12 protein-coding genes are annotated in these 12,438 nt (G+C 58.0%); 5 read left to right on the top strand and 7 right to left on the bottom strand.

Going from position 1 to position 12,438, the window contains the following annotated elements; all coding sequences use genetic code 11:
• Positions 1 to 89: 89 nt before the first annotated feature.
• The 4 genes from mutH to BJP61_RS05145 all read left to right on the top strand — a co-directional run bounded on the left by mutH (position 90) and on the right by BJP61_RS05145 (position 3,091).
• Entirely contained in the window at positions 90 to 776 is a 687-nt protein-coding gene (gene mutH, locus BJP61_RS05160; RefSeq protein WP_161579691.1) for a DNA mismatch repair endonuclease MutH, read from the top strand.
• A gap of 77 nt (positions 777 to 853) precedes the next feature.
• Positions 854 to 1,567: a TerC family protein gene (locus tag BJP61_RS05155; RefSeq protein WP_038868071.1), complete on the top strand. Its 714-nt coding sequence runs from the start codon at positions 854 to 856 to the stop codon at positions 1,565 to 1,567.
• 128 nt (positions 1,568 to 1,695) lie between these two features.
• Positions 1,696 to 1,914 (top strand): YgdI/YgdR family lipoprotein, encoded by a 219-nt coding sequence (locus tag BJP61_RS05150; RefSeq protein WP_004385948.1) that lies wholly within the window; start codon positions 1,696 to 1,698, stop codon positions 1,912 to 1,914.
• 136 nt (positions 1,915 to 2,050) lie between these two features.
• Positions 2,051 to 3,091, top strand: coding sequence for an NADP(H)-dependent aldo-keto reductase (locus BJP61_RS05145; RefSeq protein WP_075193718.1), 1,041 nt, complete (start codon positions 2,051 to 2,053; stop codon positions 3,089 to 3,091).
• A 47-nt stretch (positions 3,092 to 3,138) separates the two neighbouring features.
• Here the strand turns inward: BJP61_RS05145 and lplT are convergent, their stop codons facing one another.
• Positions 3,139 to 4,332: a lysophospholipid transporter LplT gene (lplT, locus tag BJP61_RS05140; RefSeq protein WP_038868067.1), complete on the bottom strand. Its 1,194-nt coding sequence runs from the start codon at positions 4,330 to 4,332 to the stop codon at positions 3,139 to 3,141.
• On the bottom strand, positions 4,325 to 6,484 hold the full coding sequence (gene aas, locus BJP61_RS05135; RefSeq protein ID WP_038868065.1) for a bifunctional acyl-ACP--phospholipid O-acyltransferase/long-chain-fatty-acid--ACP ligase: 2,160 nt from the start codon (positions 6,482 to 6,484) through the stop codon (positions 4,325 to 4,327). Before aas ends, lplT begins: the two co-directional genes overlap by 8 nt.
• A 495-nt stretch (positions 6,485 to 6,979) precedes the next feature.
• Between aas and galR the strand changes: the two genes are divergently transcribed.
• Entirely contained in the window at positions 6,980 to 7,996 is a 1,017-nt protein-coding gene (galR, locus tag BJP61_RS05130) for an HTH-type transcriptional regulator GalR (protein ID WP_038868063.1), read from the top strand.
• On the opposite strand, the gene BJP61_RS05125 is transcribed toward galR, so the two are convergent.
• The 5 genes from BJP61_RS05125 to BJP61_RS05105 form a co-directional block, all read right to left on the bottom strand.
• A complete protein-coding gene (locus BJP61_RS05125; protein WP_171999245.1) occupies positions 7,957 to 8,433 on the bottom strand; it encodes a GNAT family N-acetyltransferase in 477 nt (158 codons plus the stop codon). The two genes, galR and BJP61_RS05125, sit on opposite strands and share 40 nt — an antisense overlap.
• A 14-nt stretch (positions 8,434 to 8,447) precedes the next feature.
• Positions 8,448 to 9,221, bottom strand: a complete 774-nt coding sequence (locus BJP61_RS05120) for an FCD domain-containing protein (protein WP_171997928.1) — start codon at positions 9,219 to 9,221, stop codon at positions 8,448 to 8,450.
• Between the two features lie 61 nt (positions 9,222 to 9,282).
• Entirely contained in the window at positions 9,283 to 9,600 is a 318-nt protein-coding gene (locus BJP61_RS05115; RefSeq protein WP_075193720.1) for a PTS sugar transporter subunit IIB, read from the bottom strand.
• Positions 9,601 to 9,610: 10 nt separating this feature from the next.
• Positions 9,611 to 11,038 carry a glycoside hydrolase family 1 protein gene (locus BJP61_RS05110; RefSeq protein WP_171997927.1) on the bottom strand — a complete coding sequence of 476 codons (1,428 nt, stop codon included), beginning with the start codon at positions 11,036 to 11,038 and terminating at the stop codon, positions 9,611 to 9,613.
• A gap of 7 nt (positions 11,039 to 11,045) precedes the next feature.
• Positions 11,046 to 12,383 carry a PTS transporter subunit EIIC gene (locus BJP61_RS05105; RefSeq protein ID WP_038868055.1) on the bottom strand — a complete coding sequence of 446 codons (1,338 nt, stop codon included), beginning with the start codon at positions 12,381 to 12,383 and terminating at the stop codon, positions 11,046 to 11,048.
• Between the last annotated feature and the right edge of the window lie 55 nt (positions 12,384 to 12,438).

Here is a 12,438-nt window from a genome sequence, read left to right as displayed (position 1 = left end):
ATGCAATTGCCTGGTTTGCTCACATGCAGGTAAACTCTTTCCACAACCCCGTTTTTTACTGTTCATTTTTTAAACAAAAGGTGTTTTTTATGGCTTCCCTTGCCCCCCTTACCCGGCCGCCTGAAGATGAAGCGCAGTTGTTAGGACAGGCGCAGCAGCTGGCCGGGCTGACGCTTGGCGAGCTGGCGACGCTGGCGGGATTCGAAACGCCGGCAGATTTGCGACGCGATAAGGGCTGGACAGGCGTGCTGCTGGAGCGCTGGCTCGGCGCCAGCGCGGGCAGCAAGCCAGAGCAGGATTTCGCCGCTATCGGCGTTGAGCTTAAAACGATCCCGATAGACCGCCAGGGACGCCCGCTTGAAACTACGTTCGTGTGTGTAGCGCCGCTCACCGGCAATACAGGCGTGACGTGGGAAACCAGCCACGTGCGTCATAAGCTTAAGCGCGTGCTTTGGGTGCCAGTGGAAGGTGAGCGCGCGATCCCGCTCGGCGAGCGTCGTGTTGGCGCACCGCTGCTCTGGAGTCCGTCGCCGCAGGAGGAAGAGCAACTGCGTCGCGACTGGGAAGAGTTAATGGATCTCATTGTTTTAGGTCAGGTTGAGCGCATTACTGCCCGTCACGGCGAAGTACTGCAGTTGCGTCCAAAAGCCGCTAACAGTAAAGCCCTGACGCCCGCGTTCGGTGTTCACGGCGAGCCAGTGCTGACCCTGCCGCGCGGCTTTTATCTGAAGAAGAACTTCACCGCCGCCCTGCTGGCGCGTCATTTTTTGTTATAAACACCTTAAATTTTTGTCAACAGCCCTCCACAGACGCATATAATTAGCGTTTTGTTTCTTTGAGCAGGGCTTTTTAAATGTTGTTTGCATGGATAACTGATCCCAACGCCTGGCTGGCGCTCGGTACGCTGACGCTGCTGGAGATCGTACTTGGGATCGACAATATCATTTTTCTCTCGCTTGTCGTGGCGAAGCTGCCGAAATCGCAACAGGCGCTGGCGCGCAAGCTGGGTCTCGGCGCAGCGATGGTGATGCGCCTGGCGCTGCTGGCGTCGATCGCCTGGGTGGTGAAACTGACCAACCCGCTCTTTACGGTGTTCAGTCATGATATCTCAACGCGAGATCTCATCCTGCTGCTGGGTGGCCTGTTCCTTATCTGGAAAGCCAGCAAGGAGATCCATGAATCGATTGAAGGCGAAGAAGAGGGGCTGAAAACCAATGTTCACTCCTTCTTCGGCGCTATTTTCCAGATCATGCTGCTGGATATCATTTTCAGTCTGGATTCGGTCATCACCGCGGTGGGCCTCTCCGATCATCTGTTCATTATGATGGCGGCGGTCGTGATTGCGGTGGGCGTGATGATGTTCGCCGCGCGCCCTATCGGCGAGTTTGTCGAACGTCATCCGTCCGTGAAGATGCTGGCGCTTTCTTTCCTGATCCTGGTGGGCTTCACCCTGATGCTGGAAAGTTTCGATATTCACGTGCCGAAAGGCTACATCTACTTCGCGATGTTTTTCTCGATTGCCGTGGAAAGCCTCAATCTGTTGCGCAACAAGAAAAAACCGCTGTAAACATTACGCTCCTTCGGGAGCGTTTTTATTTATTCCCCTGTGCTTTTAAGAATTTGCCGCTTTTTCACGCCGCCTCGCTGTTTTTTACTAGACTCTACGTGGACCCCTTCCTGATGAGGCGAAAAACAATGAATAAATGGGCTGTAGCAATTTCTGCCGTCGGATTGGCCTTCGCGGTTTCTGGCTGTAGCAGTGATTACGTCATGGCGACAAAAGATGGTCGTATGATCCTGACCGAAGGCAAACCGCAGGTGGATGACGAAACCGGGCTGGTCAGCTATCGTGATCCCCAGGGCAATGAGATGCAGATTAACCGCGATCAGGTTTCGCAAATCATTGAGCGCTAAATAAAAGGTCAGCATCGCGCTGACCTTTTGGTTTTTTCTCCCTTCCCTCTTTTCCTTTTGTCTCCCCTCTGCCATGTTTATATTCCTTTGTCAGGAATGGCCTGACGCGGACTGAACAACAGAAGGTAGGCTGGCTATGCATTATCACCGTATCCCTCATAGCTCACTTGAAGTCAGCACGCTGGGGCTGGGAACCATGACGTTTGGTGAACAAAACAGCGAAGCCGACGCCCATGAACAGCTCGATTACGCCGTAAGCCAGGGCATAAACCTGATTGATGTCGCCGAAATGTACCCCGTCCCGCCGCGCCCGGAAACCCAGGGCCTGACGGAAACTTACGTCGGCAACTGGCTGAAAAAACGCGCCAATCGCGAAAAGTTGATTATCGCCTCGAAAGTCAGCGGCCCGAGCCGTAACAGCGACAGCGGCATCCGCCCCAATCAGGCGCTGGATCGCAAAAATATCCGTGACGCGCTCGACGCCAGCCTGAAACGTTTACAGACCGACTATCTCGATCTCTACCAGGTGCACTGGCCGCAGCGCCCAACTAACTGCTTTGGCAAACTCGGCTACACCTGGACTGACAGCACGCCAGTCATCACGCTGCTGGAAACGCTCGAAGCCCTGGCGGAATTCCAGCGCGCGGGGAAAATCCGTTATATCGGCGTCTCCAACGAAACCGCTTTTGGCGTAATGCGTTATCTGCATCTGGCGGATAAACACGATCTGCCGCGCATCGTCACCATTCAAAACCCGTACAGCCTGCTGAACCGCAGCTTTGAGGTGGGTCTTGCCGAAGTGAGTCAATATGAAGGCGTTGAGCTGCTGGCTTACTCCTCGCTGGCGTTCGGCACGCTTTCCGGCAAATACCTGAACGGCGCGAAACCTGCCGGCGCCCGCAATACGCTCTTCAGCCGCTTTACGCGCTACAGCAGCGAGCAGTCGCAGAAAGCGGTCGCCGCCTATGTGGACGTGGCGAAACGTCACGGGCTGGACCCGGCCCAGATGGCGCTGGCGTTCGTGCGCCAGCAACCGTTTGTCGCGAGCACGCTGCTTGGCGCGACGACGATGCAACAACTCAAAACCAACGTCGAAAGCCTGCATCTCGAATTAAACGAAGAGGTGTTAGCGGAACTGGAGGCGGTGCATCAGGTGTATACCTACCCGGCGCCGTAAGCATTCAACCGCTGCCTGTAAAAAGACCCGCCGAAGCGGGTCTTTTTTTACTGTTTGCGTCGCCATAGCCAGAGCCCGGCGATGGCCAGCGCGAAAATCGCGCCAAAGCCGACGCCAATCCCTACCACCGGCAGCGAGAGCTTCACCGCCAGCGAATAGAGCCCCAGCATCAGCAGCATCGCGGTATTCTCGCCGAGGTTTTGCACCGCAATGGCGTTGCCCGCGCCGACGGAGCGCTTGCCGCGCTCCTGTAACAGCGCGTTGAGCGGCACCACGAAGAAACCGCCGAAAAAGCCTATCAGCAGCAGTAACAGATACGCCGGCAGCGCCGCCTGCTGGAGCGAGAAGAAGATAACCGCGATGCCAATCAGAATGCCCGCAGGCATACAGCGCGACACGCGCTCCAGCGTCACCAGCTTCGCCGCCGCGCCCGCGCCCACCACGATACCGACCGCCACCATCGCGTTCAGATACGTCGGCGTGGCGTTATCGGTAATGCCCAGCGCAACCGGCACCCACAGCACCAGTAAGAAACGCAGCGTCACGCCTGCGCCCCAGAACATGCTGGTGCCCACCAGCGAAAAACGGGTTTCATCGTTATGCCACAGTTCGCGACAGGCGCTGAAGAAGCTGCGCGTCATCGGGCCGAAACGCCAGGACTGCCCCGGGCGCGCTGCGCCGAGTTTCGGGATAAGCAGGTTGGCCGCCACCGCGCCCGCGTAGGCAAGCGCGCAAACGCCGAGCGCCGCGCCAACGTGCCAGTCCGCCAGCACGCCGCCTGCCATCGACCCAATCAGGATCGCCGCGATGGTCGAAGACTCCATCAGCCCGTTAGCTTTCACCAGGCGATCGCCGGTAGTTATTTCGCCGAGTATGCCGTACTTGGCAGGCGAATACGCCGCCGCGCCGACGCCCACCAGCGTATACCCGACAAACGGGTTGCCGCCGAAAACAATAACCACCGCGCCGAGCAGCTTCAGGCCGTTGGCGACCATCATCACCCGCCCTTTGGAGAAGCTGTCCGCGACCTGTCCCACGAACGGCGCCAGCAGGATATAGGCGCAAACGAACACCATCTGCAACACCGGCTGGCTCCAGTCCGGGTAGAACTGTTGCTTGAGTAGCGCGAGAGTGGCAAACAGCAGCGCGTTATCGCCAAACGCCGAGAGAAACTGCGCGGCGATAACCGCCATCATCCCTCGCGAAAATAGCGAGCCGTTCTGGCTGAGCGAATCAGGCATGATGGGCCTCTTCCTGGTCGACGATTTTTTTCAGCGATACAAAATCGGGTTTGCCGCTGCCCAGTAACGGCAGTTGTTTGAGGAAGCGGATATCTCGCGGCACCGCCAGCTCCGGCACGCCGCTGCTGCGCGCCTGCTGCGCCAGTTTTTCGCGGCTCAGCTCCGGATCGGTCGTAAAGAGCACCAGCGCCTCGCCTTTGGCGGCATCATGTTTAATGGCCGTGGCGTGCATTTTCTCCGGCGAGACGGCCAGCGCCAGGCCTTCCACCATTTCAAGCGACACCATTTCGCCCGCGATTTTGGCAAAACGTTTGGCGCGCCCCTGGATCTGCACAAAGCCCTGCTCGTCGAACGCGACAATATCGCCGGTATCGTACCAGCCCGGCTCGCTGACGCCCTGCGGGTTTTCCGCTGCCGGCGCTTCCAGCACGCCCGGGTTTTCCACGCGCAGATAGCCTTTCATGATGTTCGGGCCTTTCAACTGCAAACGTCCGCCCTGCTCGATACCCGGCACCTCTACCAGACGCGCGTCCATTGACGGCAAAATTCGCCCGACAGTGCCCGGTTTCGCCGCCATCGGCACGTTGATGGAGACCACCGGCGCGCACTCGGTCACGCCGTAGCCTTCCAGAATGCGCAGGCCGAATTTGTCCTGCCAGATGCGTTTGGTACTTTCCTGAAGTTTTTCCGCGCCGGCCACGACGTAGCGCACCATGTGGAAATCATAGGGATGCGCAAAGCGCGCGTAGTGGCCAAGGAACGTTGAGGTGCCGAAAATCACCGTACAGTTGCGGTCATACACCAGCTCCGGTACTACGCGATAATGAAGCGGGCTCGGATAGAGGAAAACTTCCGCGCCGGTCAGCAGCGGCGTGAACAGCCCCACCGTCAGGCCAAAGGAATGGAACAGCGGCAGCGCCGACATAAATTTGTCGTCGGCGGTGAAATCCGCGATGGTGCGGATCTGCTCGACGTTCGCCAGCAGGCTCTTGTGGCTGTGCACCACGCCTTTTGGATTGCCTTCTGAGCCGGAGGTAAAGAGGATCAGCGCCGCATCTTCCGGCTGTTGCTCCACCTGCGCCAGACGCGGCATTAACAGATGCGCGAAGATCCACGCTTTGTCCTTCGCCGTCACCTCGCCTTTAAGATCTTCGAGAAAGACCCAGCGCACCGAGGTTATCTGCTCCGGCAGGTGCCAGAGCTTGCCTTTATCCAGGAACTGGCGCGAGGTGAAAATGGTTTTGATCTGCGCCGCCGTAATGGCGCTGGTCAGCCCCTGCACGCCCGCGGTGTAGTTCATCATCGCCGGGATCCGCCCGCGCATAACGGCGCCGAAAATCACCGCCGCGCTGATGCTCGCGTTCGGCAGCATTAAACCGATGGCTTCGCGCGGCGCGCTGTATTTATCGAGAATGCGCCCGACAAATAGCGTCTTCATCATCAGGCTGCGGTAGGTGTCTGGCTTGAAGTTAATATCTTCCAGACAATTTTTGCCCTCGCCGTAGCGCTTTTGCGCGTTGATGAGCGCCTCAAACAGCGTTTCACGCGGGCGCGCCGCCATACGCGCTTCCATCATCACCTGATGGAGCATTTCGCCTGCCATTTTGCGGCGGTCGCGCGCTTTCGGCGCGTCGGGCATCGGAATGGACGTCGGCGGCAGGATGTGAATAGAAATGCGCGGGAACAGGCGGCGTTTCACCAGGCCTTTCAGGCGGCTGAAAAAGGTCAGCTCCGCGCCTTCGATACGCACCGGGATCACTGTCGCCTGCGATTTCGCCGCCACAAAGCCTGCGCCGTCATAGATTTTCATCAGCGAGCCGCTGATGGAGATTCGGCCTTCCGGGAAAATCACCACCGGACGCCCCTGCCCCACCAGACGCACCAGCTGCTTCACCGACATTGGTTTGGTCGGGTCAAGCGGGACGAAGTCAATAATCGGCTTCAGCGCGCGCATATACCACTGCTCGCTGATCGAGGTATAGACCGCGAATACCGGACGTACAGGCAGGAAGAGCGCCATCAGCGCGCCGTCGAGAAACGAGACGTGGTTTGGCGTGATCAGCACGCGCTCCTGACTCAACGGCCCGGTATCTCCATATACCTGGATACGAAAGAGCAAACGGAACAGCCAACGAAAGAATTTTAAAACCATATCAACGCCCTTTGTTTTCCTTTAGCGGGGGGTAAGTATAGTTAGCGCAGATTACACGACTCGGCGGAGAGGGGCGACAGGAGAAATTGGCAGGCCAGACGCGGTGTCTGAATGCGGCGGTGAGATGGGCAGCCTGAAGGGGGAGCGTGAGGCGGAAAAGAGGCAAAAAAAAACCTGCGCATCCGCGCAGGTTGGTGTAAGTGTTGTGATCAGCTAAGTCGCTGACTTCACCTATCAATACCTCTGGGATCTCAAATGTAGCAACCCGTCGACACTGCCCGCCAGCCACCAATCGCAACAGCCCTTCGCAAAGTGTAACTAAAGGTTTTAACTGAAATTATTTGCCTTTTTCTGGTTACATCCGCGCCTGTTGCCTCCTTAATTCAGAGACGGGCTTTTGTGAGCCAGGGCCCGCCCGACCAGCATGCGCCTTGAAGTGGCCGCGCTTTTCCGTAACACTTAACGCAGTGTAAACGCTTACCCTGAAGGTATTAAATGGCGACGATTAAGGATGTTGCGCGACTGGCAGGAGTCTCTGTCGCCACGGTCTCCCGCGTAATCAACGATTCTCCCAAAGCCAGCGACGCCTCGCGTCAGGCGGTGTTGAGCGCGATGGAACAGCTCAACTACCACCCCAACGCCAACGCCCGTGCGCTGGCGCAGCAGACCACGGAAACGATAGGTCTGGTGGTGGGCGACGTTTCCGACCCGTTCTTCGGGGCGATGGTCAAAGCGGTGGAGCAAGTGGCCTATCACACCGGGAATTTCCTGCTTATCGGCAACGGCTACCACAGCGAGCAAAAAGAGCGCCAGGCGATTGAACAGTTGATCCGCCACCGCTGCGCGGCGCTGGTGGTGCACGCCAAAATCATTCCCGATGCCGATCTTATTCCGCTGATGAAGCAGATCCCTGGTATGGTGCTGATTAACCGTATCCTGCCGGGGTTTGAAGCGCGCTGCGTGGCGCTCGACGACCGCTACGGCGCCTGGCTCGCCACCCGGCATCTGATCCAGCAGGGCCATACGCGCATCGGCTACCTGTGCTCGAATCATGCGATCTCAGACGCCGACGACCGCCTGCAAGGATATTACGACGCGCTGCGCGAGCACGATCTGCCCTGCAATGACCGGCTGGTGGCTTGGGCTGAACCCGATGAAAGCGGCGGCGAACAGGCGATGACCGAACTGCTGGGCCAGGGAAAACAGTTCACCGCTGTGGCCTGTTATAACGACTCGATGGCCGCGGGGGCGATGGGCGTGCTCAATGATAACGGTATCGCCGTGCCACAGGAGATTTCACTGATTGGGTTTGATGATGTGCTGGTGTCGCGTTATGTGCGTCCGCGTCTCACCACCGTCCGTTATCCGATTGTGACAATGGCGACGCAGGCGGCGGAGCTGGCGTTAGCGCTGGCCGATAACCGCCCGGCGCCGGAAATCACCAATATCTTCACCCCGACGCTGGTGCGCCGTCACTCAGTGGTGGCGCCGGCGGAATCTGATAAATCGTAGCGATAGAGATGCACGGTCTGGTCCGGGTAGTCCAGACCGTCGCCGATATACGCCCAACCGAAACGCTCGTAATAGTCCCGGCAGGCGGAGTAGAGAAACAGCGCCGGGAAGCCGTTATCGCGCGCGTAGTCGATCACCGCGCGCTGTAACGCGCCGCCGAGCCCCTTGCCGCGCTGCGCCTCGTCGATATAGAGCGCCGCCAGCCACGGGAAAAGATCCTGACGACTGATTAAATCGCAGCGCCACAGCCCGACGGTGCCGAGCAGCTTTTCGCCGTCAAGCGCCACGAACGTAAGCGGTAACTGACCGGGCTGCTGGCTGTGCGTGACGATACTTGCGAAAAACGCGCGTGGCAGCGAGGCGCCGAACGCCTGCGACAGCCAGTCGGTCACCTGCTCCGCATGCTGCGGCGCCTCATACAGCGGCACGATGTTAATGTTTTGCACCGCGCTCATTGCAGTTTCCCCTGGAAAATCGGCACCGACTCAAAGAGATAGCCGTCGAAATCCGGCGCGTCAGCGTCGGAAAGCTCCATCAGGCTGTTTTTCACGTTCTCCAGATGCTGCCACATCGCCTGCCAGGCGCCCATCACGTCGCGGCGGCGCAGCGCCGCCAGGATAGTCTGATAGTCGCCAAGCCATTTCAGGCGATGCGCGCGGGTTTCGATATGGGCGCGTAGCTGCTGCCAGAGCGGGCTGCTGTCCATGTGATGCCAGATACTTTCTACGGTTGCCAGCAGCATCTGGTTCTGCGATGCGCCCGCCAGCACCAAATGAAACAGTTTGTTGTTGTCCTGCGTGGTGTCGTTCATGGCAATGGCGCGCTGCTCCTGCTCCAGAATGCGTCGCAGGTTGTCGATATCCGCTTTGGTCGCCATTTTGGCGGCAAACGCGGCGATATTGCTCTCCAGCAATTGCCGCGCCTGGAGCATTTCAAACGGGCCGATGTCGCTTGAGAAAAAGCGCTCCTCTTCGGCTTCATGCTCCGCCGGAATGCGCATCACATAAACGCCGGAGCCCTGGCGGATATCCACCGTCCCCTGTAGCTCCAGCATCAGCAGCGCCTCGCGCACGATGGTGCGGCTGACGCCATATTTCTCGGCAATGTTGCGCTCCGGTGGAAGACGAGAGCCGACCGGGTAATGGCCCTGGATAATTTGCGCGCGCAGATCCTCGCCAATCTCCTGATACTGCTTTTTCTCCGGCGGAACGACAACCTTCTCCACGTGATCACCTGTGCTCTGAATAGACCCAATATAGCTTACCGCCTGGCGGCGGAAAGGCGCGTTAGATTACCAGAGATAACGCCTGATCGAGAACTTTCGCGCCGTTAAGCGTGCCATAGGCAACAGAATCAATGACCGCGATCGGGATCTGATGCGCGTCGGTGAGTTTTTTATTTTCCGCAAGCTTAAAGCGCACCTGAGGCCCCAGCAGCACCGCCTGGATGTCGCTGGCGTGATGTTGTAATTCATCACGCAGGTTCTGCTCGGGGATAGCGTAGATTTTCAGTTCCAGCCCGCGTTCGGCTGCGGTTTTTTCCATCTTCGTGACCACCAGCGATGTGGACATGCCGGCGGAACAGCACAGGACGATACGTTTCATCAGCGGTTCCTTATTTCCATTCATCATCAACAGTGAGCGTCAGGGTCCGCGACGCGCTTAAGCGGTGATACCAGTGCAGCGATTTCTTGGCGCGGCGCGCGCGCTGGCGCTGTAAATCGATCTCCACCAGCCCGTAGCGGTTTTTAAACGCGTTCATCGGCGAGACGTTGTCGGTAAACGCCCAGAGCATATAGCCCTGACAGTTCGCGCCCGCCTCCCGCGCCAGCAGCGTCTGGTAAAGGTGCTCGCCGATAAACGCGATGCGGTAGTCATCTTCAATCACCCCGTCGGCGTTGCGAAACTGCGCTTCGTTTTCCACGCCCATCCCGCTCTCGGCCACAAACCACGGAATGTTGTCGTAGTCGTTTTTAATGCGCATCGCCATGTCGTAAATGATGCGCGGGTAGATTTCCCAGCCGCGCGATGTGTTCATTCGCCGCCCCGGCAGCTCAAAAGGCTCGTAGTAATACGCCGGATGAAACGGCGTATCCGGGTGCCAGGCGCGCGACGGCGCTTTGACGCGATGGGGGTAGTAGAGGTTAATGCCGAGCTCATCAACGGTATTGTCGCGGATAATGGTCAGCTCATCCTCGCGGTATTCCCACGCCACGCCATGTTTCTCAAGCAACTGCACCAGCTCGGGCGGGTAGTCGCCTTTGACCAGGGGGTCGAGGAAAACGCGGTTGTAGAAGAGATCGTAGATTTCCGCGGCGCGGACATCATGCGGCGCGCGCGAGCGCGGATAGGTCACTTCCGGGTTCAGGATAGCGCCCACGCTGCCCGCATAGCCTTTTTCGCGAAACAGCCGCACCACTTTCGCGGTAGCGAGCGTTTTATGGTGGTTCCACTGCATCCAGGTGGCGGTGTTCTGTTCATACGGCCAGCGCAGCGCGTCGAGATAAACGCGGGTCTGCACCACAATCGGCTCGTTGAAGGTAAACCAGCGCGACACTTTACGGTGGTAGCGCTCAAACACTTTTTCGGCGTAGAGCACAAACAGCTCGACCACTTTTTTGGATGACCAGCCGCCGTAGGTTTCAAAGAGATAGCCCGGCAGCTCGTAATGCTCAAGGCAGATCATCGGCTCGACGCCCGCCGCGCGGATGGCGTCCAGGAAGCGGTCGTAATACGCCGCGTACTCTTCATCAACAATGCCTTTTTCATAATCGGTGAAAAAGCGCGACCAGTTGATCGACGTGCGGTAGTGGGTCAGCCCCGCCTGTTTCATCAGCGCCACGTCTTCTTCGTAGCGGTTGATAAGGTCGGTCGCGCCTGCCGGGCCGTAGCCGTCATGCCAGACGTGGCGATCGTTCTGATACCAGAGATCGAGCCAGGAGTCCTGGCCCGCTTTTTTACCGCTCCACCCTTCGGTCTGCCACGCGGACGACGCCGCGCCCAGAATAAAATCCGGCGGAATAACGAGAGTTTTTTCGCTCATGCTTGCCTCATGCGTTTTTCGCCGTTTCGACGCTGGCGGCCTGGAGCTGCGCCTGCTCAGCGCGGCGCGAGGCGATTTTCACGAACGGCAGATAGATAAGAATGGAAACCAGAATGCAGACAAGCTGGGTGACGACCGCGCCCATTGAGCCTGCGGTCGAAAGCCAGGCGTTGATAAGCGGCGGCGTGGTCCAGGGCACCATCACCACAGCTTTACCGGCAAAGCCCATCACTGTGGCGAAATAGCCAATGGAACCCGTCACCAGCGGTGTGATGATAAACGGCACCGCGAGGATCGGGTTGAGCATAATGGGCATCCCGAAAATCACCGGCTCGTTGATATTGAAAATGCCCGGCCCGAACGACAGCTTGGCGATTTCTTTCATCTCTTTGCGTTTGGTGGCGATCATCACGGCAATCAGCAGACCGATGGTCAGCCCGGAGCCGCCAATGCTCATGTAGACATCCCAGAACGGCATGGTGATGATGTTCGGCACCTCTTTGCCCTGCTCAAACGCGCTCATATTGACGGTGATCGCGCCGAGCAGCAGCGGCTCGCGAATGGGCTTTATCATCTGGTTGCCATGAATACCGATAACCCAGAACAGTTGAGCGACAAACATCAGCAGCAGAATACCCGGCAGGCTTTGCACGACGCGCTCCAGCGGCTGCTGGACGACCTGGTAGACCGCGTCGTAAAGGTACATGCCGGTCACCTGATGGAACACAAAACCGAACGTCGCGATAACGGTAGTGGTGATAATCGCCGGGATCAGCGCCGAGAATGAGGCGGAGACATTGGGCGGTACGGTGTCGGGCATTTTGATTTTCAACCCGTCGCGGTTTTCAAGCCAGGTGTAGATCTCCACCGACAGGATCGCGATAAACATGCCGAGGAACAGGCTGCGGGTATCGGAGAACTGGCGCAGCAGCACATCTTTCACCACGTGCATTTCGCCATCCACCAGCATCTCGACCGTGGTCGGCGTGACGCAGATAAAACAGATCACCGCCAGCAGGCCGGGGAACAGCGTTTTAATGCCGTTGATGCGTCCCAGTTCAATGCCGATGAGAAACACCGCGCCGATGTTTAAAAAGTTCAGCGTCGCGTAGTTAATGGCGCTGGTGATGGGTTTTAACGCGGCAAGGAACGACAGCGCCTGAAAGCTTGCCAGCCCGTTTTTCGGATCCAGCACCATGTTGGAGATCAGCACCGAAAACGCGCCGACGATAATCACCGGCATCAGTGTGATAAACGACGCCTTGATCGCCATGATATAGCGGTAGCTGTTGAATTTGGTCGCGAAACTCCCCAGAGAGTCGATCAACTTTTCCTGGAACGCCATAGGGTGTGCCCTCATTGAATGTGGCTTTTTTATCGGAAAGGTTACCGCTGAACAC

This window comes from Cronobacter sp. JZ38 (assembly GCF_008932145.1).
Taxonomy (GTDB): domain Bacteria; phylum Pseudomonadota; class Gammaproteobacteria; order Enterobacterales; family Enterobacteriaceae; genus Cronobacter; species Cronobacter muytjensii.
Note: the sequence above shows the minus strand (reverse complement) of the source record. Positions and strands in the feature narration are given on the sequence as shown.